The organism is Mucilaginibacter angelicae (assembly GCF_042434235.1).
Classification (GTDB): domain Bacteria; phylum Bacteroidota; class Bacteroidia; order Sphingobacteriales; family Sphingobacteriaceae; genus Mucilaginibacter; species Mucilaginibacter angelicae.
In genome coordinates this window covers 207,761-234,127 of record NZ_JBHLTS010000022.1, presented here as the reverse complement: position 1 = coordinate 234,127, position 26,367 = coordinate 207,761, and the positions used below count along the sequence as shown (strand labels likewise).

27 protein-coding genes and 1 tRNA gene are annotated in these 26,367 nt (G+C 38.8%); 8 read left to right on the top strand and 20 right to left on the bottom strand.

The window, feature by feature from the left end; all coding sequences use genetic code 11:
• Positions 1 to 106 precede the first annotated feature (106 nt).
• The gene (locus tag ACFFGT_RS13265; protein ID WP_377023021.1) at positions 107 to 799 is read left to right on the top strand and encodes an NUDIX hydrolase; all 693 of its coding nucleotides are present in this window, start codon (positions 107 to 109) and stop codon (positions 797 to 799) included.
• Between the two features lie 642 nt (positions 800 to 1,441).
• Here ACFFGT_RS13265 and ACFFGT_RS13260 read toward each other — a convergent pair.
• Together ACFFGT_RS13260 and ACFFGT_RS13255 are read right to left on the bottom strand one after the other, a co-directional pair.
• Positions 1,442 to 2,302 carry an N-acetylglucosamine kinase gene (locus tag ACFFGT_RS13260; RefSeq protein ID WP_377023020.1) on the bottom strand — a complete coding sequence of 287 codons (861 nt, stop codon included), beginning with the start codon at positions 2,300 to 2,302 and terminating at the stop codon, positions 1,442 to 1,444.
• Between the two features lie 316 nt (positions 2,303 to 2,618).
• Positions 2,619 to 3,548: a Nif3-like dinuclear metal center hexameric protein gene (locus ACFFGT_RS13255; protein ID WP_377023019.1), complete on the bottom strand. Its 930-nt coding sequence runs from the start codon at positions 3,546 to 3,548 to the stop codon at positions 2,619 to 2,621.
• A 110-nt stretch (positions 3,549 to 3,658) separates the two neighbouring features.
• On the opposite strand from ACFFGT_RS13255, the gene ACFFGT_RS13250 reads away from it, so the two are divergent.
• The 4 genes from ACFFGT_RS13250 (at position 3,659) to ACFFGT_RS13235 (ending at position 7,089) form a co-directional block, all read left to right on the top strand.
• Positions 3,659 to 4,840, top strand: coding sequence for a glycosyltransferase family 87 protein (locus tag ACFFGT_RS13250; RefSeq protein ID WP_377023018.1), 1,182 nt, complete (start codon positions 3,659 to 3,661; stop codon positions 4,838 to 4,840).
• Between the two features lie 278 nt (positions 4,841 to 5,118).
• Positions 5,119 to 6,087 carry a glycosyltransferase family 2 protein gene (locus tag ACFFGT_RS13245; protein ID WP_377023017.1) on the top strand — a complete coding sequence of 323 codons (969 nt, stop codon included), beginning with the start codon at positions 5,119 to 5,121 and terminating at the stop codon, positions 6,085 to 6,087.
• On the top strand, positions 6,068 to 6,874 hold the full coding sequence (locus tag ACFFGT_RS13240; RefSeq protein ID WP_377023016.1) for a polysaccharide deacetylase family protein: 807 nt from the start codon (positions 6,068 to 6,070) through the stop codon (positions 6,872 to 6,874). Before ACFFGT_RS13245 ends, ACFFGT_RS13240 begins: the two co-directional genes overlap by 20 nt.
• 141 nt (positions 6,875 to 7,015) lie before the next feature.
• Positions 7,016 to 7,089 (top strand) — tRNA-Arg (locus ACFFGT_RS13235).
• Between the two features lie 381 nt (positions 7,090 to 7,470).
• Here the strand turns inward: ACFFGT_RS13235 and ACFFGT_RS13230 are convergent.
• From ACFFGT_RS13230 to ACFFGT_RS13175, 12 genes are all read right to left on the bottom strand, one after another.
• Positions 7,471 to 7,893, bottom strand: coding sequence for a hypothetical protein (locus ACFFGT_RS13230; protein ID WP_377023015.1), 423 nt, complete (start codon positions 7,891 to 7,893; stop codon positions 7,471 to 7,473).
• A gap of 692 nt (positions 7,894 to 8,585) precedes the next feature.
• Positions 8,586 to 9,092, bottom strand: coding sequence for a hypothetical protein (locus ACFFGT_RS13225; protein WP_377023014.1), 507 nt, complete (start codon positions 9,090 to 9,092; stop codon positions 8,586 to 8,588).
• A gap of 553 nt (positions 9,093 to 9,645) precedes the next feature.
• Positions 9,646 to 10,743 (bottom strand): hypothetical protein, encoded by a 1,098-nt coding sequence (locus ACFFGT_RS13220; protein WP_377023013.1) that lies wholly within the window; start codon positions 10,741 to 10,743, stop codon positions 9,646 to 9,648.
• A gap of 18 nt (positions 10,744 to 10,761) precedes the next feature.
• Positions 10,762 to 11,205, bottom strand: coding sequence for a hypothetical protein (locus ACFFGT_RS13215; protein WP_377023012.1), 444 nt, complete (start codon positions 11,203 to 11,205; stop codon positions 10,762 to 10,764).
• Positions 11,206 to 11,263: 58 nt separating this feature from the next.
• A complete protein-coding gene (locus tag ACFFGT_RS13210; RefSeq protein ID WP_377023011.1) occupies positions 11,264 to 11,995 on the bottom strand; it encodes an N-6 DNA methylase in 732 nt (243 codons plus the stop codon).
• A gap of 182 nt (positions 11,996 to 12,177) precedes the next feature.
• Positions 12,178 to 13,065 (bottom strand): phage exclusion protein Lit family protein, encoded by an 888-nt coding sequence (locus tag ACFFGT_RS13205; RefSeq protein ID WP_377023010.1) that lies wholly within the window; start codon positions 13,063 to 13,065, stop codon positions 12,178 to 12,180.
• Between the two features lie 101 nt (positions 13,066 to 13,166).
• Positions 13,167 to 14,078 (bottom strand): abortive infection family protein, encoded by a 912-nt coding sequence (locus tag ACFFGT_RS13200; RefSeq protein ID WP_377023009.1) that lies wholly within the window; start codon positions 14,076 to 14,078, stop codon positions 13,167 to 13,169.
• Positions 14,079 to 14,199: 121 nt separating this feature from the next.
• The gene (locus tag ACFFGT_RS13195; RefSeq protein WP_377023008.1) at positions 14,200 to 14,820 is read right to left on the bottom strand and encodes a hypothetical protein; all 621 of its coding nucleotides are present in this window, start codon (positions 14,818 to 14,820) and stop codon (positions 14,200 to 14,202) included.
• A gap of 4 nt (positions 14,821 to 14,824) precedes the next feature.
• The gene (locus tag ACFFGT_RS13190) at positions 14,825 to 15,490 is read right to left on the bottom strand and encodes a DUF4145 domain-containing protein (protein ID WP_377023007.1); all 666 of its coding nucleotides are present in this window, start codon (positions 15,488 to 15,490) and stop codon (positions 14,825 to 14,827) included.
• Between the two features lie 76 nt (positions 15,491 to 15,566).
• Complete coding sequence (locus tag ACFFGT_RS13185) at positions 15,567 to 16,229, bottom strand: hypothetical protein (RefSeq protein WP_377023006.1); 663 nt, start codon at positions 16,227 to 16,229, stop codon at positions 15,567 to 15,569.
• Between the two features lie 1,509 nt (positions 16,230 to 17,738).
• Complete coding sequence (locus ACFFGT_RS13180; RefSeq protein WP_377023005.1) at positions 17,739 to 18,044, bottom strand: hypothetical protein; 306 nt, start codon at positions 18,042 to 18,044, stop codon at positions 17,739 to 17,741.
• A 95-nt stretch (positions 18,045 to 18,139) separates the two neighbouring features.
• Positions 18,140 to 18,874, bottom strand: a complete 735-nt coding sequence (locus tag ACFFGT_RS13175) for a hypothetical protein (protein ID WP_377023004.1) — start codon at positions 18,872 to 18,874, stop codon at positions 18,140 to 18,142.
• A gap of 294 nt (positions 18,875 to 19,168) precedes the next feature.
• Here ACFFGT_RS13175 and ACFFGT_RS13170 point away from each other — a divergent pair, with 294 nt between their 5' ends.
• Positions 19,169 to 19,411 (top strand): helix-turn-helix domain-containing protein, encoded by a 243-nt coding sequence (locus tag ACFFGT_RS13170; protein WP_377023003.1) that lies wholly within the window; start codon positions 19,169 to 19,171, stop codon positions 19,409 to 19,411.
• Between the two features lie 23 nt (positions 19,412 to 19,434).
• Here ACFFGT_RS13170 and ACFFGT_RS13165 read toward each other — a convergent pair whose 3' ends face one another.
• The 4 genes from ACFFGT_RS13165 to ACFFGT_RS13150 form a co-directional block, all read right to left on the bottom strand.
• Positions 19,435 to 19,935 (bottom strand): hypothetical protein, encoded by a 501-nt coding sequence (locus tag ACFFGT_RS13165; RefSeq protein ID WP_377023002.1) that lies wholly within the window; start codon positions 19,933 to 19,935, stop codon positions 19,435 to 19,437.
• 117 nt (positions 19,936 to 20,052) lie between these two features.
• Positions 20,053 to 20,262: a hypothetical protein gene (locus tag ACFFGT_RS13160; RefSeq protein ID WP_377023001.1), complete on the bottom strand. Its 210-nt coding sequence runs from the start codon at positions 20,260 to 20,262 to the stop codon at positions 20,053 to 20,055.
• 11 nt (positions 20,263 to 20,273) lie between these two features.
• On the bottom strand, positions 20,274 to 20,753 hold the full coding sequence (locus tag ACFFGT_RS13155) for a hypothetical protein (protein ID WP_377023000.1): 480 nt from the start codon (positions 20,751 to 20,753) through the stop codon (positions 20,274 to 20,276).
• Positions 20,754 to 20,796: 43 nt separating this feature from the next.
• On the bottom strand, positions 20,797 to 21,255 hold the full coding sequence (locus ACFFGT_RS13150; protein ID WP_377022999.1) for a hypothetical protein: 459 nt from the start codon (positions 21,253 to 21,255) through the stop codon (positions 20,797 to 20,799).
• Between the two features lie 561 nt (positions 21,256 to 21,816).
• Between ACFFGT_RS13150 and ACFFGT_RS13145 the strand changes: the two genes are divergently transcribed.
• Positions 21,817 to 22,197 (top strand): hypothetical protein, encoded by a 381-nt coding sequence (locus ACFFGT_RS13145; RefSeq protein WP_377022998.1) that lies wholly within the window; start codon positions 21,817 to 21,819, stop codon positions 22,195 to 22,197.
• Positions 22,198 to 22,387: 190 nt separating this feature from the next.
• Here ACFFGT_RS13145 and ACFFGT_RS13140 read toward each other — a convergent pair whose 3' ends face one another.
• Entirely contained in the window at positions 22,388 to 22,825 is a 438-nt protein-coding gene (locus tag ACFFGT_RS13140) for a hypothetical protein (RefSeq protein WP_377022997.1), read from the bottom strand.
• 734 nt (positions 22,826 to 23,559) lie between these two features.
• Positions 23,560 to 25,413 carry a DEAD/DEAH box helicase family protein gene (locus ACFFGT_RS13135; RefSeq protein ID WP_377022996.1) on the bottom strand — a complete coding sequence of 618 codons (1,854 nt, stop codon included), beginning with the start codon at positions 25,411 to 25,413 and terminating at the stop codon, positions 23,560 to 23,562.
• Between the two features lie 472 nt (positions 25,414 to 25,885).
• Here ACFFGT_RS13135 and ACFFGT_RS13130 point away from each other — a divergent pair, with 472 nt between their 5' ends.
• Positions 25,886 to 26,338 carry a hypothetical protein gene (locus ACFFGT_RS13130; RefSeq protein WP_377022995.1) on the top strand — a complete coding sequence of 151 codons (453 nt, stop codon included), beginning with the start codon at positions 25,886 to 25,888 and terminating at the stop codon, positions 26,336 to 26,338.
• Positions 26,339 to 26,367 lie beyond the last annotated feature (29 nt).

Below are 26,367 nucleotides of genomic sequence, written 5' to 3'. Positions count from 1 at the left end.
ACGAAGATAGTGTGTGTAGATTACACCATTAAATTTTATTTATTTTTTTTTGGATTAGGAATTAAGGCTATATATTTAAACTTATTAACTAAATCTCACTAATAGTTTGGAACTAATGTTACCCAAGTTTGATTCCGTATTCTCAATTGACTGCGTGATATTCGGCTTTGAAGCCGGCGAGCTTAAAATTTTGCTCATTGAGAGGAACGAGGAGCCATATAAAGACTGGCTGGCGCTGCCCGGCTATATTGTTGAGCAGGACGAGAGTATTGATGATGCTGCCGAGCGGATCCTGTATGAACTTACGGGACTGCGGGATATGCACATGCAGCAGTTTCATACTTTTGGCGAAGTAAACCGCCACCCGCAGGGCCGTGTAATTACGGTGGCTTATTATGCGCTCATCCGCATAAACGGGCAAAAGGAGTTACGACCGATAACGCAATACGCCAAAAAAGCGTTCTGGCACCCGGTAAGCGAGCTGCCTAAACTGGCGTTCGACCATAGTGAGATCTTCAAAACCGGGTTCAATAAAATAAAACGACGCCTGCACTATCAGCCGATAGCGTTTGAGCTGCTACCCGAAAAATTTACCTTAACACAGTTGCAATCGCTTTACGAGGCTGTTTTAGATAAGAAACTGGATAAGCGAAACTTCCGCAAAAAAATGCTGAGCTACGGCTTTTTGAAAGAGCTTGATGAGAAGCAAAAGGGCGTATCATACCGTGCCGCCAAGCTTTACAAGTTTGATAAACGCAAGTACGGGAAGATTTTTCAGGGCGATATGAATTTGGTTTGAGATAGAAGCAGGAGGTCAAGATTCAGGAGTCAAGAAGTTTTTTAAGATAAAAGAAATCAAGATTCAGGAACCAGGAAGTTAGATATAAAAAAGGGCTGGAAGATTTTCCGGCCTTTTTTTATTTTACAACATGCTCACCACCCGTCATTGCGAGGTACGAAGCAATCCGCGGTTTGCAGAGCGGCTATGCAGGTGACCCTGTACAGTTCGCGATTGCTTCGTGCCTCGCAATGATGCGCGGAGAGAGGGTATGGCGGGGTGGAGAGGATGCGGTAGCTATGTATGTCCGTTATATGTCTGTAAGAATAGTGACACAGGTATGCGGACGGACGGAAGCATTCATAACCACGTCATTGCTGTAAGGAACAAAGCAATCCCCATTCATCATCATCACGTTATTGCGAGGTACGAAGCAATCCCCGATTTGCAGAGGGGCTATGCAGGTGACCCTGTACAGTTCGCGATTGCTTCGTGCCTCGCAATGACGTGCGGAGAGGGTATGACGGGGGAGAGGATGCGGTTGGCGATTGCTTCGTAGAATACTAAAAAGAAAAGGGCCGGAAAATTTTCCAGCCCTTCGTTATCTTAAAATCTTAACTTCTTAGGTCTTGATTCTTGACGTCTTGCTTCTCAGCTCTCTTCTTATAAAGAGCTCGGTGCTAATTCCAAATGGTATTTCACCAGGTTATCTATAGGCGAGCGGATGATGTTGCCAACAACCATACCATTTTCGGTAACCACTTCTTCCAGCACGTTACGGAAGTTATAACCTACTGAACCAATGCAGTTGAAAGTGTATTTTTGATAATCAGGGTAGTGGGTTACCAAGTTACGGAAGAAATCCTCAAACGAGGTACGTACCAGGTTGCGTGAGTATTCGATATGTACGTTGTTATCGTAAACAAATTTGCTGAAGCTTGCGCAAAAACGGTTAGCGCGTGGCTGAGTGTAAACCTGCTCGTTGATATCGTCGGGTGTAAGCTTATAGGTTTCCCAGAAAAGGTTACGTACAGGCTCGGGCATATATCCGCGCAGATAATCAGTTAACAATTTTTTGCCGATGTAGCAACCGCTGCCTTCATCACCCAGGATGTATGCACCCGAATCGATATTTTGTACAACTTCTTTACCATCATAAATGCAGGTATTGGTTCCGGTACCTAATATGGCAGCAAAACCTTCGGTGTTGCCAAGCAGGGCACGGGCAGCCGCAAGCAGGTCATGACCGATATTAACCTTTGCGCCGGCGAAAACTACTTTCATAGCTTCCTCAACAATCTTGCGCATTTCGGGGGTTGAGCAACCTGCACCGTAGTAATTTACCTCGGTGATCTGGTTTTTTTCAAGATCGGTAGGCAGGCTTTCGTTCAGTGATTGTATAATATACTCTGTACTTGAAAAGTATGGGTTATAACCCTCGGTATTAAAGTAAACTTTTTTTCCCTCTTCGGTAACCAGGCACCAATTTGTTTTGGTTGAGCCACCGTCAGCAATTATGATCATAAATTTTGTTTTTTTAAAAATCGGTTAAAAGTAGGATTAACTTATTGTAAAAAAAACACTTTGTATTTCAAAAAATGAAAATTGCGATTTTTACTTAAATTACAGCTACTTTCTTGTATAAATTAAACTTTTAATGGCGCTTTCGTGCCAATGTTATCAATAATTAATCAGGTAAATTAAACCTTTTTTTAAATGTAAAGTTTACAGATAAGCAGCACGCCCTACAATTAAAAACAGAGTAATTTACAATTGTACGTAATGTTACATTATTTAACAAAATATTGACTTTATTTAATGCTAAAACGTGGCTTTTATGTTACATAAACGATAAAGAATTGCCCGGATGGATGTGCGTAGCCTTAATGCCTGGTACGTTTTGCTTCAGCCAGCCTATCATAAACTCCGAACCCGGCTCCTCGCTGGCAATATGGCCTAATACAATAAGTGAAAGTTTATCACCTTTAGCCTGGGCATCTCTTACGTATTCGGCAGTTTCCCATTCCGAAATTTCACCGCAAATTAATACATCGGGTTTCTTTGTACTCATTTCGCTGATCTGCCTTTTACCACCGGCTGCTCCGGGCAGCAGCAATACCTTCTGGCAGCTTTGAACTGGGTTGCCGATGTAGCGCACCTTTTCAATTTGTAGTTTCTTTTTAAGGGTTTCGATAAGGGAGCTTAAGGAGGTAGGAGGGATGCTTAGCAGGTTCCCAGTTTCGGGCTTGTAATAGTTTACCCAGTCAAGCTGTTTTAATAAACCTAAGCCAACGCCATCGGGTTTAAGGCTGTGTATGGTATCATGATTGCGCCAAACGGCTATGTTATGCTTATCAAGCAATTGTTTTTTATATTGAAATACATCATCATTGACCAACCAGGCGGTTTCATCGACATGGTTGTAAAAAGTTGGCTCGTGCGCTATGATAAAATTGGCACCTAAACTAATAGCCTTTTCAATAATACCAATGGTGGCAAACATGGTGGTAACTATGCCGGTAACCACAATATCGCGGTTGCCTGATTTTAAGGTATCAACTGTGCCTGGGAACGGGGCACCCGGCACCTGTTTCATAAACAGATCAATAATTTGCCCTACTGTCATGTTTTCATCCGGTTTAGCGAAGGTGATGGCACCTGCAGCAAAGGGAGTTGATAACAACGCGGCGGTACCTGCTATGGTACTTAACTGGCCGATAAATTTACGGCGGTAGGGATTATGATTAGTGGGGGAGAGGTTTGAATTCATGGTAATGATTGGGTTTGGTCAAAGATAATACAGCACAAGTTAATTTCGGGATTTGTAATAATTGTGTGACGTATTTATATCTTCGCATAAATTTATAAATATCCTAATCCGTGCAAAAACTTGCTAAGCTTATCAGCAACAAACCCTTTGTATATTCTTTATGGTTTGGTTTAAGTCTATTTTTGGTAATTAAAGGGGTATTAGCCCACCAGGGGTTTAACAATTACACCATATTTAAATATAACTTTCTAAACACTATTCATCAGCATAACCTGTATGCTTATCAGCCCGAGCATTATTATGATCTGAACCACTACGGACCGATATTTTCGATAATAATGGCTCCATTTGCCATATTGCCCGATAGTATCGGCGTTATTTTATGGGTGCTGTTTAATGCGTTTGTCCTGTTTAAGGCTGTCCAGTTATTACCGCTGAAAAAGGATCAGTATGTTATTGTGCTTTTGTTGTGTGCACACGAACTGATGACTGCATCGGCCAATGTACAGAGTAACCCTATGATAGCGGCGCTGATCATATTAGGTTTTAATTTTATAAAACGTGAACAGGATTTTTGGGCTGCGCTGATGATAGCCCTTGGGGCATTCATCAAGCTGTACGGTATTGTTGGGCTTGCCTTCTTTTTCTTTTCGGCAAATAAACCAAAATTTGTGTTGAGCTTTATATTCTGGTCGGCAGTGTTGTTTGTTTTGCCGATGGCTATTTCATCTCCAGCGTTTATAATACAAACCTATCATGACTGGTATACCGACCTGGTGATTAAAAATTCGGGTAACCAACATTCAGTAATGCAGGAAATTTGCGTTACAGGTTTTATCCGCAGAGCTTTTCATTACGATGACCTCAAAAATATGTATGTAATAGGGCCGGCGCTGGTGCTGTTTGCCCTGTCGTACCTGCGCATAGGAGCTTATAAGTTTTTGCAATATCAGCGGTTGATCCTTTCATCAGTATTGATCTTCGCAGTGATCTTCAGCAGCTCGGCCGAATCATCAACCTATATTATCGCTTTTGTTGGGGTAGCCGTTTGGTTTATGAATTTGAACAGGCCGGTAACCGGCTTCGAGATTTTCCTGTTGGTTTTGGCGCTGTTAATAACCAGTCTTTCACCTTCAGATCTGTTTCCGTCTTATATCCGCACACAGTATATTGTCCCCTATAAACTAAAATCGATACCTTGTTTTTTGATCTGGCTTAAAATAATTTATGAAACACTCACCAGGGATTTTGCCAAAGAAAAAGAAAGTGAATTGGCCCCGGCAGCGGTTTAAAGGCTTCCTGGCATAAAACGGGTTTTAATAATTATTTTTTTACTGAAAAATACGAAAGATTTGCAGGTTAATAGATAATTATTAACTATTTTTGTAACAGGAAAGTTACGTTTTTGTGTCTTTTGTCCTTCTTTATTAAAATTGGCCACGACAGTTACGTTTTGTAACAATTTATCGTAAGGTCTTTTATGTAAAGGAATGCGCTGAAAATAGCAATCAAATATAAGCTTTAATTACTAATACCGCCTGTTACAATTAAAAAAATCCATAGTATAGCTATGACATACCTTGCCGATAAAAAGATATCTATTGTTATACCCTCACATAACGAGGAAAAAAACATTAGTTATTTAATTGAGCAACTTCGTGAAACACTTACGCCCACAGGATATGCCTATGAGTTGATCTTTGTTGACGACGGAAGCCGTGATAATACCCTGAATGAATTAAAGATTAATGCCGAGCTGCATACTAATGTTTTTTATGTAGAGCTTTCGCGCAACTTTGGCAAAGATTATGCTCTTAAAGCAGGTATAGCCATGGCCCATGGCGATGCTGTTATAACCATGGATGCCGATTTGCAGCACCCACCGCAACTGATCCTGAAGATGTTAAAGCTTTGGGAAAATGGCTATGATATTGTTTACACCTATCGAGAAGGTGAAAACCCGCATGGTAAAGGTTATCAGAAAGTTACTTCAAAGTTGTTTTACAAAGGCCTCAATATGCTTTCGGATATCAAGATGGAAAATGGTACTGCCGATTTCAGGCTGATTGACGAGAAAGTGGTAAAACAGCTTAAGCTTATTGACGAATACGAGATCTTTTTCAGGGGGATAATTAAATGGGCAGGTTATAGGCAGATCGGCATCCCTTATGTACCATCAAAGCGGCATACCGGTGAGGCAAGTTATTCCTTCCCAAAACTGGTTAAACTTGCTGTAGGCAGTATTGTAGCGTTTAGCGCCAGGCCATTATATATTGTTTCGTTAATTGGCTTGTTTTTTTCAACGCTGGCTATTCTATATATTCCATACGTGCTTGTTAGCTATTTTTTAGGCTACGCTGTTTCGGGCTGGGCATCAATTATTGCTACTATAGCCTTTTTTGGTGGCTTGCAATTGCTTGTAATGAGTGTTATAGGAGTTTATGTAGGCAAAATATTTATGCAGTCAAAACACCGGCCGCATTATATTATCCGTTCATCAAACGTTGTTATTGTAAATAATGATTTTATTAGGGTTTGATGTTGAGGAGTTTGATATGCCGTTTGAGTACGGTAAATCAATATCGTTTGATGAGCAGCTTGAAATTTCAACCAAGGGTACCAATACTATACTCAGCTTGCTGAAAGAAAAGAACATAAAAGTTACTTTTTTTTGTACGGCTAATTACGCTATCAATAAGCCTGATATCATCAAACAGATGGTAACCGATGGACACGAGATAGCCTCACACGGATATTATCATTCTGATTTTAAGGCCGAACATTTAAGGTTGTCAAAACTGGCTTTGGAGGATATTTCGGGGACTGATGTAACGGGCTTCCGGATGGCCCGGATGATGCCCGTTGATGAGGCTGAGATTGCAAAAGCCGGTTATGAATATAACTCATCCATAAACCCAACCTGGCTGCCTGGCCGGTACAATAACTTTAATAAACCGCGCAGCTGGTTTTATGATCATGATGTGCTGCAGATTCCGGCTTCGGTTTCACCGCTGCTGCGTTTTCCGCTTTTTTGGTTAAGCTTTCATAATTTGCCGCTCTCTCTGTTAAAACTGATGAGTGCGGCAACGCATAAAAAAGATGGTTACCTGAACCTGTATTTTCACCCCTGGGAATTTACCGATCTGCACGACAAAGAAAAGTTCGGGTTTCCTGGCTATGTTTCAAAAAACTCAGGTGAAGCCTTTGCCGCCAGGATAGCTGATTTTATTGATTGGGCAACGGACAACTGTTACACGTTTGAACGGACGGACACCTTTTGTAGCAAAATTAAAAACAAAGGTAAGCTTGCCCTGGTTTCAAAGTAACAGGCTGTTAAACAGCTTGTAGTAAATCAATTAGCAAATTGATTGTTATTTTCAGCATAATTTTGCATATTTGCACCGCAAAAAATTATACAATATGCCATGGGTTCGAAACCATATGTATATTTGTAATTTAAATGCGATGGTCCTATAGCTCAGCTGGATAGAGCAACAGATTTCTAATCTGTAGGTCTTTGGTTCGAATCCAAATGGGATCACATCTTGTATAGCCTCTTAGATTTATCTAAGGGGCTTTTTTTATTGGCTATAATGTGCTATTGATACTCTTAACGCTGTTTTTGATAGTTGTTAGTTAATTAATTGAGTGGATTGATGATTTGCTAATTTAGACTTTCTGTTTCGTGTTTTGATGTTTTATTGGTGTATTTTGGCGCACTTTTGGCGCATATTGTTAATTGAGATTATGAATTATAATGCCCACGCACGCTTATAGCAATCAAGTGCAAGGAGGAACGGAATAAATGAAAGGTAGTGCGTAGGCTTGTGTTTATGCCGTAGTTCCTTGTCACGCTGCAGCAGCTATAAGCGTAACTTTGCTTAATAATTCATTGTCTCACTTCCTTAACAAGTTCTACCTTTTAATTAAATATTTTAGCGTACCAATCGGAAACGTTTTTTTCAATTAAGTTCCAGTACTTATAGATAATCAAAGCAATTTGGCTTTCAGCCCGTTTATCGTGATAGGTGTTTACAGTGAGATAGCCATAAAAGTTTCCGTCTTTATCAACGATAACTGGAGGATACTGTGCATAGTTATTAAAAGGTGAATAAGGACTATATTCTCCACCGTACGTACCGTATTCATTCCATATGGAACTGCTACTATAAGATGATCCAAATGACCCGTAATCATTCCATATTGAGTTTTTGTCGTAAGTGTTACAGTTTAGGCATCCAAGGTATTTATCATGATCTTTGCCTCCATAAAGATGCAATGCAGTTTGAGCATGAGAGCTAATAGACATTAGAATAGCAATAGCCATAATAAACCAAAATTTCATGATTGGTGTCGGTTGTATTCATAAATATAATGCTACCGTTGGATATAGCAAATTATTATCATCCACACAGAACAGAATATTTGGTGGAGGATGTACTTACTTACTACAAGGTTTACAAAAAAGGGCTTTTATAGCCCCCTGTTATCTAACGTGTAGTAGATTGTAAATTGAAGAAGGTTAGGTTTGAAGGGATAAAGGCAGTTCAGGCAGTTTCATTTAAAAGGTAGACTTCTCAATTGCCTTTCTAATTTCCTCTATGATGTTGTAATTGCCCTATAAAGGTGAAAGTTTAAGAAAAGTTAGAACTTTAGAACGAGGTAGTGTTGGTAGTTTGATCCTTTAAATTACATTTCACTAAGCTTATTTACTCTTTCGGCCTGCAATGAACAGTGCGATACCTATGATTACAGTCGGGATCCAATAATTGAACGAAAACTCTCCAAGCTTAGAAACAAATGGAGTTAAAGCGTCTCCGCGATATGTGAACATACCTGCACCGAAGATTAACATTCCGATTCCTAAGAGAAAGATAAGTAGTCCTGCTATTCTAATACGTGACATTTTGGTTTATGATTGGTTCTCAAAGTTTGTGTGTAATTGGCATTCCAACCACTTGCTTTAAAAGGTTACTGAATCTGATAGCTTTACAAATGAGTTCGAGGTTAAATTAAAAATGCACGCATAAGTGTCATTCATTTCCTATCTAATCTATGTTTGTACGCCTGATCTAATAGAGAGCTATATTCATCACTATCCATTTCAAACTTCATTCGGAGGACAGCACTACGTTTGAAGTTGTCTTTTACTGTTTTCATCCAAATTTGATACTGGTCTGGGTAGATTTTAAAGTAACTTGTATTGTTTAGAATTGCATCATAACTGTCAAGCATAAGTTCCAATATCACATCTAATTGGGCTTTATCCTGTTTGTACTTGGAATTAGATTTTAGTTTTGCAATATCCTCATATAGATAGCCCTTTGCTTCAGGATGTTCAATGAAGGCTTTGTCAACATCTATTGTCCAGGCATAAGTTTGAAGATAGGTGCTTGTACTTGCAATCTTCTCGCTTGATTTTAAGCTTATAATTACCAAAGTTAAACCAACTATGCTCACAACTATTCCTCCAACCGAGGTAATAGCCGTAAACCTTTCGGAGAAAGTAAAAGTTTGCCATTTCTGTCGTAAAGTTTTTTTCATATACTAACTTATAATGAAGTTTGTGTCACTACATATTTTTTATTGGTTATTTCTTACAAACGCCACACGTTAAGCCTTGCTTAGCATAGCATTTACAATACTTACAATTCTTGCAAGCACAACATGGACTTTCACCTTCGCAGGTAGCGAGGTTCTTGTATGTTGGTGAGGCGGATGGGTTGAAGCTGGTTGTAGAGTTCCAATAGCCTGGCTAAGGACGATAACGCATCTTTTCATGATTGTTCAGGTTGTTAGTATAAACCTAATCATTTGATTTGATAATTCAAAGCCAATTGTCCTGTTTGCGAGGTGTTTGCATCTTACGCACAGTCTATCCAAATCAATTACTAACTGTTGTGTTAAAAGGTAACGCTAAACAATTAGCTGGTTAGATAACTGATAAAGCAATAACGGTACAAGGATCAGTTATCGACTTTAAAGGCAAGCCGGAGATTGTAGTTACAGATACTAAAGCAATCAATATTGCGAAGTAGCCAATAATAAAATATTGCTAATGCAGAACGCCAAGCTGATAAACCTGGCGTTTGATTTGTTAACCATTACCTGTATGTCCTCCGTCTAACAATGTATTTGAGTGCGAAATCATTTCATAGCTTGAGTTACGAACGTGCGCTTGATAGTTTAAATATTGTTCATAGAAGTGCTTAGCTTTCTTATGATCACTGATGTAGTAAAGTTCATTGATCCCAGAGGGACTTTTAAAATGGATCGATCCGTATAATGCTATTGGGATTTTATAGTTCCCAACAAATCGCTTATCGGGTGAGCCGTCTTTATTCACTCTATACCAGGTTTCGCCAATTGTTGTTACGTCACTCACTATATCTTCTTTCCTTTCTAAGAACTGCTGCTCCTTATATTCGATATATAGGTCTGTATAATCTATAATCGCGATTTCCTCGCGTCCTTTGAAATAAATAATGAACATCGGGTAGAAATAAAAGTCACCACCATTGAAGTTCTCGACATGCAAAACCTTTTCATTGGTAGACAGTATATCCAACCTTTTGAAATCGAATTTAACCTCATGCCGGTCAATAGATGTGCCTGCTGCTGCTTTAGTGTCTAAATTCATTTGAGCGGTAGTAACATCCCAGATTTTGATGGCTGATTTCATCGTAGTAAAAGCGCTTGTCAAGTCCGAATATGCATCTGTTAGCAAAGAATTTTCATATTGATATTTAAGATCAACACTTGATCCCAATTGCGATTCTTTAAGAGAATTAACTTGATTTGAAAGCTGTTCTACTAACCCGGTTTCCGTTGCTATCTTTTTCTTATACAGGAAACTAAGTAACGATGACTTGCGATTGTCAAGGCTTTGAGATTTTGCACGCAATTCATTAGAGAAATGATGCAATTCTGATGTTAGCTTTTTTCTTAGATAATGAGTGCCAATTACCAGTTCCTTAAAGCCAGTGAAGTTGAAAGAGTTAAGTCGTTCAGTGTTGAAATGGCTTTGAATATCTCCGTATTCAACTGACTTGGGGAATAGTTTATTTACAACGCCTTTGGCAAATTGTTCACCAAACTCCTTAGCAGTAATTTGATCGCTGTTATTTGCAGTGGCTAAAAAGCCTTCGCTGACCTTTAAGGTTACTTGTTTTGTCGTAATTGTATCGTGGTTCATATCTTTCTATGCGAATGGTTAAACTACTGCTCTCAGGGTGCTACGATACTTCGCTTCTTCTACACGATCAATAAAGTTTATCAAGCCATCATGGCTCATGTTTGATGTGGCGAAAACAATCCTTGAACCTCCGCTTGAGGCAATCATGCAAACATGTTTTCTGGTTACGAAATATATAGAAACTAATATAATTGCTAAGACAATGGTAAAGGAAACGCCGTAAGACGAATTGTTTTGATTGCCAAGGATAAAACCACCAATGCCAATTATAGCTGCTATAACTAAGAGGATTGGATAGCTATTGCAAGTTGTTTTAATCGAACTCACCATATCGAGCATCATAGAAGTTGTTTCACGATGTCCCCAACCTAAGCTGTTGGTTGAGCGAATACGATGAGTAGTTAGGATGATAACATTGTTGTCGGTCGTGGTGATGATCTTCTCACCTTCAAATAGGTTCATAACGTGATATTGTTTGGTGATACAATATAATAAGTTGTAAAATAATATACAAGGGCGCTTAAAATAAGCTACCCTGCACGCCATTGATAGGTTGTGCTGCCCTGACAGGTTCAAAAGGTGTGGTAAACACAGGCTTAACTTCGGTGCCTATTGGATCATGTAGCCAAATGTTGCTTTGCTCAGGCTCCGTGAACTCAACATAATATGGATGGTAGAAGCCATTCACTAAAGTTATATTAACCTCATAACCGGTATAAAAGGCATTGCTAAGCGAGTTCATATGTGCAATTTCACCAGTTAGCGAGTTTAGTAGCATGTTTAATAAAGCCATTTTGCAGCATGTAATATCAAGATCAGCGCCATATAGCTTTAAGTAACGGTTAATTTTTGCTGCAGCTAATAATGTTCTGCCTGAACCGCATGCACAATCACAAACTGATTGCCCTGGCTTTGTATCGTTTCCAAGGTTCATTATAGCCAACATATCACATATTGGTGTTGGAGTGAAATATTGACCATTATGGCCATTTGAAATTGCTTGCATATAAAGCTCGCCAAGAGGATCATTAAACCCTTCTGAAAGGTCGCCAATCAGTGTGATGAGAACTGTAAGATGTTTGATCTTTGGGTGGGACTGGTACTTTTGAAATGCAATGTTTTGCGATTCTGCATCGTCCCATTTCTTAAAAGGTAACAGCGCCCAATCTAAGAGTTCAACGAAGGCAGAGTGTAAGGATTGTCCATAAGCAAAGCGTTCAAATGCTGTTAGTAGCTGTTTAAAATCTGTCATAGCAGTAAGTTTTATGCCGAGTGAATTCTCGAACGACTCACTGCTGATCAGTAGCACTAAGACAAGGTGGAGATTGAGTAATTGTGGAGGCTCCCAATTGGGAAACCCAATTACGATATACTACCTTGAAGTGAAACGACTACGTGCTGATGCATCAGCTAACTTTGTGATGAGAATTGATATCACGCTCTAAACTTTAAAGGATGCACCTTGGTCTTTTCGATATCGAGGCAGGAGTAAAGGTAATTCAATATATCATCGAATGATTCGAAGCTCATGTCTTCGGTCAAATAGGCCGAGGACAATTGATTTATGAAGAGCGATAAGCCAATGTTGTAAATTAAATCCATGCCGGACTTATAATGTTCATTTTCAAATTGGACTTTATTCATCAGATTAAACATTCTAGTATCTAAATCAGGGTGCTTCATTTGAAGTAGATCAGCAGTGTTTGTAATTAGGTATAAGTTAGATATATGAGCAATAGATGCTGCAAATACGTTTACAAGTATTAAGTCTTCCGTTTCATCTACATCTTTTAAACAATCGAAAGCAAAGTTGTCAGCTTCACTCTCTAATAATTTCAAAGTTTGACTTTCCTCTTCTGTTAATTCTTGTTTAGTAATCAGTGGCAAGTACTGATCATGTCCGATTGAAAGGTGTCCAAGTTCATGATATATAATATACAGAACAGCTTGAATGAAAATGCGATTAGTTAAGTCGCAATCTTGAGATACACCTGCGGGGGAAGGTAGATTTGCTGGCCAGTTAGAGTATTCTCTTTTTAATGAAACAGCCCAAGTGAATATTGAATTTGTTTCAATAAGTTCTGGCGCGTTAGTCATCACTATATACGTTTGACCCTCTGCTATCCTTTTCTCTGTGAAATCCAAAAGTGACATAAAGGAATAAATCATGCACCATAAATAAGATAAATGAGATTCATGTAGTTGGATTAATCCTAAACGTAAATCAACTTTTGGAGTCGTCAATTTGCTGTCAAACGAGTTTAAACGAATGTGCAGAGGTTTATTTTTTTCCAGCAAATTTAAGACAAAGCCATTAGCCATACTGCTCTTATTGGCAAAGCGGACTAACAGCTCATTATACAAAAGAGAGATTGGATTCTTAAATAAACTAGCACACATAAGTAACTTTGGTAACAGCGGGATTAAAGATTGCTTAATTCGATAAGATAAATTAGGTTGCTCCCTGTGAGGTTAAGTGCATATCTTGTAGTTTCATCATCAGCAGTTGTTGGAGTTGCTCCCTGTCCATGGCCGCCAACTTTATTTCTAATTGTCGGGATACCACTTTCCAAGAGACTTCTAAATGCGGATATCTGACTTTGCATATAACTGGGAATAAGGTTATTTGTAAGGATAGCGTTTACTAATGGCTTTGCCGTATCTGTAGCATTGAATGACCAGCCTTTTGCTGTGCAAATGATTTTCATTGTACTTTCAAATGCTTTAAGACATTCAGTTAAGCATTCTTTATTTCTCCCATGGCGGTAATGTTCATGTGCCTTTAAGTACTCTTCATTAGCGCCTGAAAACTTTTTGTTATAAAGTAATTGCAAGACGGGCTTTACAATCTCGGCATGAACGTAGGTTGAGTCAACTTTTATTAGCTCTCCGAATTCATATTGATATCCGACAGCATGTTGTTTAAATCTTTCATTTAATTCAGCAATGGCGTCATCTTCGCTTATTTTTCTTCTCGTTGAGTTTTTATAGTTCCAATCCGGTCTAATGATTATATCAATATACCTAAAAGCAACTTCGATAGCATCTATTACGCTTTCGTTGTTTTCTTCTTTTAAAATGAATTCGTTGATACGCTCGCGATATGTATTTCTTCCATTTAAATGGAAAAGACCATATTCTCTACATAACATTTCATGCATATCCTCGTATACTCTTTCCTCACTATAACCATTGTATGAGTCGCCAAATGCATCATTTAGAATATGAATTATTTGAACTCTTAAGGGCAACGGTATACTATTATAAATTAAAATATCGGATGGTTCTGCATTTAAAGCTTTTTGTCGCTTTGAGAATAAGTTAAAGATTGGCATTACAAACTAATTAAGGTGTTATTGTTTATACATTCAATGGTTCATCAATTTATTCATCTGCTCGTTACGAACCAAGAGGGTATTCTTCGTTTTGATATAAAGGCACTTAGATACGCTATTGTTATCCAAATATTCGAATGATTCTAAGCAATAAGTCGAGAATTCGCACGGTTAATGTATCATCTAATTGCGACACGTCCCTATGTATAATATTGTTACGAAGCGCTTGGAATTCTTTGTATAGGCTTAATTCTTCCTCTGATATAAGTCCAGCATTCCTTAGTTCGATAACAACCATTGCTGGACTTTTAAGTTTATTAGCATCCAGTTCAAAATCTTTACCTGCTACCATAATCATTTGTTCAACCAATTGAGATGCTCTTAAAAGTTTCTCCGAGTTTGAGTTTGCAGACTGCAAGATACTTTGATATTCCTGATAGTAATATTGCCAGGATTCTTTATCTGCCGCTCTTAAGCTATTGGTGTAGTCTGATTTTTCTTCTTCCTGAACAAGTTTTTCAAGTTTATCTACCTCCTTCTTAAATTCTACCTCAAGATCACCAATCTTAAACTTTGACAAAGAACTAAGATCTGGTAAGATAAAAAGGATAATAGATAAGCAAAAGGTTAATATGGTAGCAGCATCCATTTTTATGTGCAACTTATCTTGATACAGGCTTAATGACGCTATGACAAACAAACAAATTGCTGCAACTCTGACTTGTAACTTTCCCAGTATCATGATCTTACTTCATTGGAGGTTTACCAGAATCATTGAGTTTTGCATTCAGCGCAGCCTTTCTAGCCCTTGCTTTTTCTGGTTGAACGTAATAGAAGTCAAAGAGTGATTCTAATACATCTAAATTCCATTCTGCCTCGTGAGGCTCCACCTCGAGTATTTCGCCGGTGCTTTTACTTTTGTTAGGATGGGCAGCAAAGTTGCCAATGTTTCTTACAGCGTCAATATCTTCTTCAAGATGAGAGGGGAGCTTTCCACTATCGAGCAGTGTTTGTATTTGAACAGCTAAGTCCCCCTTTTTAACCCCGGCTTTATCTAATAAAAGATTTTGCAGACATCTTCTGCTTAAGGCTGCACTAGCTTTTGGACTATCAGTAAGCACAAGACAGGCTTCCGTATAATCATCGGCTACTTCCTTTGTTACCTGAGTTGGAACCGGAGGTCGATTACTTCCTTTTGGATAGATCAGCCTGTTTGAAATGATTTTACCAAGTGTATATCCTCCATGGTTATTATATCTACAGTCGCCATTTACGAGATATAACACCCCCTTTAGGCATTTTGGGTTTGCACATGTGCAACTTTGAATATACCATGAGCCATCATTGTCATCTTTTAAAGGGTTAATTCTAAACTCAGCGTGAAATTCAACTAAACAATGTGGACATTTCATATATGACTTGATAAGGTTTGATTTACAAAGGTAATATGTTGAATAGATACGGGCAACACAGTATGTGGGCGTAAAACTATTTGATTCTACTTATAAAATCCAAAACTCCCTGATACATCAACTTCACTTGCTCAATGCCGTATTCTGAATACGATCCGTGCGCCGCCATATTTCTCAAAGCTAGCCATGCCAGTACTTGTTTTTCCTCCAATGAACCATATACCCCTGCTTTTTTTAAATCAGAATTAATAAGATTGGCTTTCTTTGGCACACTATCGCCTTTATTGATAAAGTGAGTGTCAACAGAATGGTTACCACATAACTGACGTAAATGTTCTTCAAGAACGGAACCTATCATTACAGCCGCTGCGTCTTTGTATCCTTCCTCAAGTAAATGCTCCGCCATTTCTAAAAAATCGGTAAAAACATCTGCGAAAACTAACTGCCTAAGAGAGATCAACCATCCATGTTCAATTTCGTAGCGTATGGCTTTTAGAATATTTAGCCCACGTTGAGTATCATTTTCAAGGCTGTTATCAACAACACGTTTAAAATCTGTGTAAAATGAGTGGCTTGTACCATATAAAGAGCCGATAAATGATAACGAAGCAGAGCGAAACCCATGGAACAGGCCAGTATCTACACGGGTAAGAAAATCGCTCGGTCTTTTAGTTGTAAGTACCTCTGAGCCTTGAGTAATTAAGCGATCTATTCTTGCGAGTAATTCGGTTGTGGTCATCGCTAAAGATAAATATTTTGAAGAGAATATTATAATATGCAAGCCGCTGCGAGTTTGAGCGAAGGTCTGTGAAGAGAAAGCCGATAGGCGGCTTCACAGAATGCTTCACAAGGTTACTGGCGCTGCATTTGATTATAGGGGCAAAGTGTTGGGAATTTCAAATGCTGTGACAGTACCGAAGCCTGAGCGATGAAAGCAGGCGAGCCTAACAATATGAGCGACTGGCTGAATTAATCTTGAGCGTTGCAAGCTCACCTGGTCGAATAGACCAAGTGAAAGCGCAGCATAAGTGAAAGGTTGATGAAGACAGAGAGAGCTCATGTGATGAACGACTTTGCGACATCAAATAGCATGAAAAGCCGCATCTGTGCGTTGGCCTAACTTCCGCACATTAATAAAACAATCATATACAAAGTATACCTTATAAATAAATAATGTGCGGAATCAATTGCACTGGCATAAAGATGCGGTGTAGCGAGATGTGCTGAAAGCTTATCGAGCGCAACGAAGCTTGGCGTGATATTATGAGGCGCTTTGGAGTGAAGAACACCGATGGACCTGGTGTGTGAAAGGCCTCTGCGCCCAGCCACCAAGCATAGCTATCCTTTCCTCACTTAAGCAACTAATGAGCGGAAGGATAGCGTAGCTTGTGGAAATGTTTTCAGGTGAAACGGCTTCGTTTTGTGTCTATAGAATAACTTGTATATTTAACAAATGCGAGAATGGAAGGCTAGATATAAGGCACTTTTGGCAGTGACAATTTATTTAACAGGGGCTTTAATAGCTGGTTTAGCTTACAGTGTAAAAATAATAGCACCTCTCGTTAATACAGTATTATTCTGCATGGGTGGGATTCTTGGGTTAGCGGGTATAATATCTTTCTTTGTCGTGATAGTCCAGAGACTGAGACGATAGGCTCCTATAAATGGCAGTTCTTGTATCTTCCTTTATGAAAAGTATTTTTATGAAGCTTTAGGAAATGCCTATTGCCATTGTGGATAGCTAAAACGTATCTATATTTGCTATAGCAAACCTATCGCAATCATGAACTGGTCGAGCATCAACAATATAATATTTAAGGTAGTTGCGGCCATAGTAGGTCTGTACTTAATTTTGGGAGGTATCGGTATGTGTCTACGGACTCTATACCTCAAAGGTTTAATAGGGATTGTAGCCGGTGCTATAATTGGAGTTTTATTTATGCGGAAGCCATCACTGTTTAATTGGCTACAGATATTAACTTGGCTCTTCGTGGCTATGTTTATTGTTGGAGTTCTCAAGTCACAATGAAGCTCATTTATTTGTAAAGTTAATGAACGGCCTGAAAACTAAGGCAAACAGTTATATTTGTATATAAATCAGTAACTCATATAACCTTTGACAAGGAATCTGCTTCTATCCTTATTCAATATTGCCAAATCAAAATCCACTCGGTCATCTGAATAGGTTTTGATAAGCTTAACGAGAGCCTTGCTTTTGGCCTTGTCAGGATCACTTTCATAAGTCCAGTTAAAAGGAATGCAGATCATGCTTAACGGGGCTTGTCTGACTAAATAATTTCGCTTCATCAACGCCTTCCGCTTCACCAAAGAATTGCTTCTCATCTTTGCCCATAACTCCACTCAAGGTTAAAGGCTTGTTTCCTATCCTATAAAACACAAAGTAAAAGTCGTCCTCCGTTGATATGTCTGTAAATTCATTATCGTTAATAGCTGCCTTGGTTACTATGAACTTTGCCAGTATCTTTTGCTTAGGTTTTGAAGTAAAGGTGTGTATCAGCCAGATGAATCCGGTAACAGCAATTATGTACGACATGGTTGTTTAGTAAAGAACCCGCTTAGAAAGCGGGCTCTATATCGAATTGAAGACGTTGTAAGTATCAAATTAGTAGCATAAATTACATCATGTTATCAGAGAGCTAATTGAACTTGCCCGTCTATAATTATTCTATAATAAAAAACACCTTCATGTTTAACTTCTTTACGATCACTAACTAATAAGTATTCGCCTTTGTTGAGCAAAAGGAATTTATGGTACAGAAATCTTATACCTGGTTGCGGCTCCCTTGTAATTGTGCCTTGATACTGAACATCAAACGTCTTAAGCGCTTCGCCCTTCGCATAAGTGATTTGGTTTGAACCGACCGTTAGTTTGAAATCATCAGCATGAATTACTCCATCAGTATCGAACGTGTACAGGCCTTGATAAACTTTAAAAACAGTACTATTGGCGCTATCTTTCGCGTTTGAAGAAGTTGATGCTGAATAACGACCGGTGGAACTGTCTCCATCTGAAGGGGCTTCGGTTGGCTGAATTTGGGTTGGAGTTTCATTTATCGCTCGTTGTTGTGATGCCGCCGGTGCGCTAACATACGATTTCGTTTGATCGGGCTTGGACTTGTCAAAATGGTCATATATCGCTGTTCCTACCATAATGGCTACGGAGATACCTCCAATGAACATTATAATCAGAGCAACTATAGAGAATCCATCGAGGGAAGAACCATTTGTTTCTTGAGCGGCAACTTTTACTGATTCATGTTGCAGCGTCGATGATTCGACAGCTACTTTTGGTGTGCCTGATTCGCGTATTTCATCGGGACTTTTAGGATTAGCAGCGGTCTGAACTGGTTCAGGTTGAATCACGGGTTTCAAATCTGGAACTATGTCGACTTTCCCATTTTCATGAGGTTTTATAAGAGTATTGCAGCCAGGGCATTTAAGAGTAACCCTCGTGTCCACATATGCACGGCAAATCCTTTTACATACCGGGCATTTAAATTGCATTGTTGGCATTGTATATCATTGATAAGGCACCGAATTGTCCTGAATCGGTTGGTTAGTTAAAGCCTACAGTGGACTATCTGTAATGCAAAAGTAGATATTTACTTAGTTATTACTAAGCAAAGCGTTCGCTTTGTTTTTATTCTTTCGTATCTGATGGCAGCTAACCTTAAATCAGATATTGAAGCTTATGTTATCAATAAGGTAAAGGAGATGCGAGAGCAGCACAAGCTTTCGCAATCTGAGCTTGCTGTGCGCTTGAATGTTTCTAATGGGTTTATTGGCCAGGTAGAAAGTTCAAGGTCGCCGACTAAATACAATTTAAATCACCTTAATAAGCTGGCGCTCATATTTGGCTGCTCAGTTAAAGACTTCATTCCAGATAAGCCATTTAAATAGAGGCGTGTTAAAGCCTCTATTCATTACGCTACTGCATGCATTTGTTTGCGCTTAGCTGCTGTAGGCTTGTATCTGATCTGTTTAAACTGGTGGTGCTTGTTGCGTTCCTCGATGTATTCATACATTTCAGAGCATAGGTATATGCAGTAGTCTGTACGCACAGCATCCTCAATGTTTACGTCGGTAGCATCCTTATTTGTTACTTTATAGATAGTGCGGACAAATGCAGATGTAATGCGTGCAAATTCGTTAAATGACTTTGACTCTTCAAATCCGTAGTGTATAGCAAATGTATTTGTCGGATGGCACTCCAAACGCAGATACAACAATGGGTTGATGAACTCGTGAACAATGGTGCCAACTATGGGCTGCACCTTGTCTTCACGTTCCAATGTATATCGAAGCTCCTCATTTTCAAGTGTTGATAATAGTTGTTTTGCTTGCTTGTAGATAGCATTATAGGCCTGTTGAACGCATTTATTATAAGGTGACTGAACCTGTATTGAGTTTTGTTTCTGTTTCATATAAAGTGGTTTAAAAGAGTTTGTAAATGAATTGAAAGCAAAAAGCCCTGGTTGATAAACCAAGGCTTTGCGTGTGTTTTGAGAATGTTTGTTAATGAGGCATCCCAGTAGACAGTATCAGTCCGCAGTTCCGAACTCATAAAGACGATTAAGCGGAACGAAGTAAGCAGAATCCAAATGCTCCTGGTCATCAAATGCCTGATAGAGTACGCATTCGCTGCGAAACCAATCGGCTTCCATTAAGTCCTGAACGAATGGCCATCTGATTAAAACATAAAGATCATCGACTGAAGTGGCCGAACTGAACAGCGGTAAGTTATTGCTCATGTTAATATGGTTTAAAGTGTGTGAATGAATTGTGGTGCCTGATAGGATGTTACGCCCTCAAAGAAGTTAGCTAAGTTTGGCAACCTTGATTTGTAGATGAGCAAACCAAGTTCCTTTGCATAGCCAACCCGCCAAAGGACATCTTCGATTGGTGGAAAGACTGCAAAGTCATATTCAATCTGCATGACGCAATGAAAGTCGCACGTAAGGACGAATGAGATTTGGTCGCACATGAAGCTGTGTAACAAGAAAGGGTCAGTCGGATCGTCGCGGTAATCGCGTTCAAAATACAGTATTCCCGGCTGCAAGTAATCACGCTTGATCTTCTTGAGTGTGTTGTAATACTGGATTTCGATAGTTGTGTTTTGAGCTTTGAGTTTGTTTGGGTGGGATAGATCGCTGACCTTACGCCATCGCTTGCTGATACGATGATTAGGATCGATGCGCACTTCGGGTTCTGGTTGAGGTTTGGGGTTGTTAAGCAGTTCCATGGTTTATTATTTACAAGTGCATAAAAAAGCCCAGTAATTAAGGTTACCAGGCTTGTGAAAAGTATTTGCTGTCTTCCAGCCTCGCTGTTCGCTTGAAAGCAGTAATAAGATCGGGTTGCAATCGGATTTGGGTAATGAACGGAGTGCCGGAGAATGGCGAGAGTAATTTGCGGATTTCAGCTTCAAAAGGGCAGTTAGCAAAGCTATATTGGATAATGAAGGTTTGGCACTCATCGCAAGACAAATACCAATAAAAGGTTTTGGTCATGAAATGATGAACGGCTCCAGGTATATCCTGAACAGGTTCGTCCATATAGTTACGTTCATAGGATAGATCAGGAAATAGGCGCATGATCTCCGACTTCACGGTCGAAAGGACGTTGTAGTAAAAGGCGAATGTTTCCTTATTTGATCGATGAGTTTCAGGATCGACGTGTTCGAGAGATTGAGCGACCTGCCATCTCGGTTTAGGTTTGTAGCTGTTTGTTGTTGTTCGTTTCATATCTTGGTTGTTGATTTAGGGTTAGCGATTAGGATGGTTTCTGCTTAGGAGCAAGATTGGCAGTGGTTTCGAGGCAGTAATGATGGTTGAGTTCAGCTTGCCAAAGGCAAGCGTTCGTGCCAGCGCGTTTTTATTGAGAAGGCTGCACTGCTCTTGCTCTAAAAACAGAAAACAATTCTCTTTCCTCAACATCAGGGATAGGGGGTGAAGTACCAACCGCCACCTTTGACCGCAACACACTCAAGATATTTTACAGGAAGAAATGGACTATAGGAGGGACGTATTTATTTGAGGGTATACCGGGGGCATTTTGTAGAAACAGCTATATACTTTGTTTGATTGCTTTAAATCAAATCTTTACGAAGCTGTTTGCCGTTATAGGGAATTAAAGTAAGGTCTGTGTGACTTTCTCCAAGCTTGAAGATTCAGCTACTTGTATGTTGATAACCTGCTTACTTAGTTTGTCGAAGAATGATATTGTTTGTCTTAACGCCATTGCTACTACGGATCAGTCAAAATTACTACTTGTTTTGTCTATGTTTGTTTTTTAAACTCAATCACATGAAAAGACTGCTGTTCCTTCTAATGCTCTTACCGCCATTTATAGTCCGTGCACAAGTCAAATATGAGATCGTAAACAAAGAACTTGATACTAAAGGATACGTCAATCACCTTGATGTCTATGTAGCAAAGATGGCGGATATCAAAGATGTAAATAAAGTTTTAGTTGCGAGGTTTAAACGTAGCGGTGTAATGTCATTACAAATTCTGTACTATGATAGTAAACAGGTGGCTAAGTCATACTCTAAAAAGTTATTTGATAAAGCTGTGTCTGATGATGAGCTAACTCGGATGGGTAAACATGTAATTGGGAAATTCGAATATTTGGCAACTGATAACTCACAATCCCTCCATGTTGGCAAAGAAGCAGATATGTATTAATGAGAAGTCAGCTTCTGTTATTATAAGGTTACTGAATCAAGTGCCTCACCAATGACTTGCAACGTCTTACCTTTTAGGAAATATGGTCGAGAGGGTCTTTATATCAGTAACAAAACACTGTTAAACAAAAATAGCTGCACGATGGCAGCTATTTAAGATTGAAATTGTAGTATACGATGTTTTAACGCACTTATGAGCGCAGCAATTTAGTTTGTACCTTATTTTGAATTTTCAAAAGTCGCGATTGTACATCTACAAGCGTTGCTTTTTGTTCCTGAAGGGAAGCCTTTTGCTCTAGCAACCTATCCTTAAATAATGTTAATAGATATAACAGTTGATTTAATGGAGATGATTCATCCTCTGTTTTTACCGATAAATTGGATGTCGAAAGCATATCTTGCGGATGCTTTTCATCTACACTCATAGTTAAGGTGTCTTCAATAAACTCCTTTAAACCTTTAATAGGTTCGGCACAGCAACTTTCCACATTTGTCGCTTGTTGTTCTTCTTCTGTGGGAGAGACGATATTACTGTCGTTATAGGCTTGTGCTATTGATACGTCCTCGGTTATATTAATAGTTAATTGTTCAGTTCCTGCTTCTAATGAGTTTTCATTTGCGATAATCATAAATTCTTATTTCATTGTTCTTTAACATGAGCATCTTCTGGTAGGTCAATCTGAGTTTGTGTTTAACGCGATGAGTAAGCGCAAAACGGATATCTTGGTGGGTAAGTAAAGTAGCTGATTAATGAAGAGTTCGATTAGGATAATGCGCACATTATCAGCTGTTTTACTAATGTAAAGATACAAAATATTGAGCTTTTAAACAAAGAAAAGAAAAACTTGCAGGTGTCAGAACTTATAGCAAACCGAACAAAGGTTACTTGAGCAAATGGCGTTTAAAGCGATTTGGGAAGCCTGCTTTTAAATGAACACATTTGTAATGGCATTTGCAAATTAACATCCCGACCACATGTATTAAAAGGTTACAGTATGCAGATGACTTGCAAATGCCTTGATAAGTCTACCTTTTAATAATAACATTTGCATTAGTACTACAATGCACACCTTAAGTACGTAAAATGTTGCACATTGGCAGCTTCTTCAGATCAACAGGAGTAGAAAGCGTTACTTAAAGATTGAGATATGCAAAACAGGCCTTTTGCCATTAAAAGGTGCTAAACACGTGTTTTATCCTATTAATGAACAATAACACATGTTTAGCAACATAAAACGGTTTTGTATCTGATTTCAGAGATGAGAAGCGGTGGAGGGTAGTTCTATTTATTAATCACTTTTTGTAACTACCTCTATTAATGTAAGCATCGAAAACTAATTAGAAATTCGAAAGCTCAAAGTGATTACGCAGCCATCAGTAGATTGAAGTGAGCACGGATAATTAACTGGCCATTTTCATAGCCACCGTCATCTTCCTTTATAGAGCAAGGCTTCATTTCATACCAATTATGTTTGGCAAGTTCGGTGGCTTTGGCCACTTTTATTGTACCATCAGTATTACGGATGTTTAATTGATTGTAAATGGTTTGTAACTTACTTTTAATCGTATCGTTGGTGTACTTAGACCCGGGTTTGAACTGCTGATTAAGTAACCTCGCTAATTTCAGTTCGGCCATAGAGTTCTCCTTGAGTATAATCGCTGTTTCAACTTTCTTCACGTTGTACTTTAAGCTTTCCAACGTACTTTCATCAAGTAATTTGAAAGCAAGATAGGCGGTAGGATTACTGCTTTGAATTTCCTGTTCTACAGTTAATCCGAAGTTAAATGTAGTAGTAGTCAAGCGTTCGCTATTGTAAGCCTTTAATGCTTGGTAATCTTCTTTTAGCTGTGTTGCTTTTGATTTACGTTTCATAATGGTATTAGTTTCGATTTTGTGATCAGCATATAGTACTTCGACGTCAAAGTATCCATCTTCCCAATCCTTTTTGATGAAATCAATATGATTGTATACTTCCTTGTTAGCTTCAAAATTGATTTGCTGGTCAAGTTTGAGAGGGATTAAAGTGGCATTTTTGGTAATGTTATCAATATCAGCAAACTTTATGATCTCTGTTGTTGTGGGAATGGCTCGTTTCTGACTTTTGAGAAGTGCAACTTTTTCATTCCAGTGGCTTACCGCCTGGTAACCTTGAGCATAAAAATCTGTGATGAACTTGTCAATAGAGTTCATGTAGCGTAAACTTCTGGCGTTGGTTATATGAATGAGCCGGTGGGGTTCTTCTTTATTTTCGACATCTAAGCGCAACCTTCCGAAAGCTTGTTTCCCCTTAGTTTTAGGGCCTAAACATGTTTGTGGCTTATTGATATCACTAACAAATACCATGGTGGCATTAGAATCATATAAGTCCCATCCCTCAAAATATTTACAGGTATAGAAATTCACCTTTTTGTAACATCCATCTACCGGTTCTGAAAGAAAGTAACCTATGAGATCACCAAGCTTTTTCATGTTCTCACCTTCCTTGTCGTTGGCACAAAAAATATTGCATTGCTCCTGACGTAGTCCAGCCCGTTTAATAGCGGCAACGCTATCTTTTACCGAGTTGAAATAGATGTGTATGTTCCCAGGGTACTTATCGAGATTACTAAGAAGATAATTTAATGTTGCCACAATACTCGTTGCCTTGACCAGTGTAACCTTTCCAAGCGTATCGGTAAAAGTAATTTTATGGTGATGGAGAGTTTTAAATATAGGATCTGAAAACTCGAATGGCGTAGCTGATATAATTGATTTAGCCTTGAAGCTCCAAAAATAGATGAACGGCGCTAAAATGTCCTTTCTGTAAGCTTCACTTATAAAAGTGTGTGCCTCGTCCAAGAGCAGAAACCAATTATCGTAAAGCTGTTTTACAATCCCCAGACCCTCTGCAACTGTCATGATTTTTAGCATGCCTTCAGGGGTCGTCATTATCTTATGCCCAACCTTTTTAAGCAGAAATATTTCCTCAACTTCCTTACGAGTAACCTCGCCATAGACTATATCCATTTCGGGATGAGAGCGCTGTTTACTAAGTTCAATACTAATATTGGGGACAACGATTATTGTACATCGTGTTTTGTTATTAATCTCGGAGTATGTTCCGCCAATTGCGCAACGCCCTTTGTCGATAAAGGAGTTAATTGGCAAGCCGTGAGGCATAATTTTATCTAAACGGATCGTAGGAGCAACGTTGTAAGTTGTTGTAGATTGGTACATTCATTTTGTCATTATAGTTCGTCAGGGTGTATCTAACTTTTATGAATGATCTGCTTTGATTAGGAAGAATCTGAAAAGTCAATTTTATTAGAAAGTTAGGGCAAAAGGAAAGATCAGTTAGCTAAACTGATCTGAAGATACCCTGCCGATGAGGCTATATTGACTTTGAAATGTTGATACAAATATACGAAAAATTCGTAACATGTACAAATAAAATACTGATTTTCAACAACTTGAATGAATTTACTTTCTGGCAATTTGTCATAGTTTTGTCGTTTATAGATAACGGAGTAAGCTTCACTTTGCTCACTGGTAGTTTTTGGCTATTTTTGTAACGCACTAATGAAATAGTGCACGTTCATTGAAATCTTGATACACTCTTCTCGCAAGCTCATGTGCTTTTCCACAACTGCAAAGATCTGATAGTCAGTCAAGTGTCGGCAGTTGACACTTTTATTAAATTATAAAGAACATGGAAAACTCAAGTAAAGTGGATAGCAAAATCCAAGGTGAAGCACTGACTGCTTCTCAAAAACAACGTGTTAACGCTATTTATCATATTTATGGCGATGATAGCGCACGTATTGTCAAGGTAGTTAACGGCAAGGGCATTCGTGCCTGGAAAACGTTCCTTGATAACGCTTTGCGAGTCTATAAAGCTCGTAGCAATGATGCTGATTATTATTCTGCATTAACCCATTCCTTTGAGATAGGTATACTCTATTCAATCGAAGAGATTAGTAGAGTTGTTAATGAAGAACGTGCAGATTTAGGACTGGATACTTACTTCCGTCGTATAGATGCACAATGTGAGGAGGACTTTCTTAAAGTATTTTACGTTGAAATCGTTTACGAAGAAGTCGTAGAAGAAGGAAAGAGAGGTAAGTTTATTGGCTACAGGCCAATACTCAAGATCAAAGCTTAATTTATTAACCATCGTATCGATCAAGATTA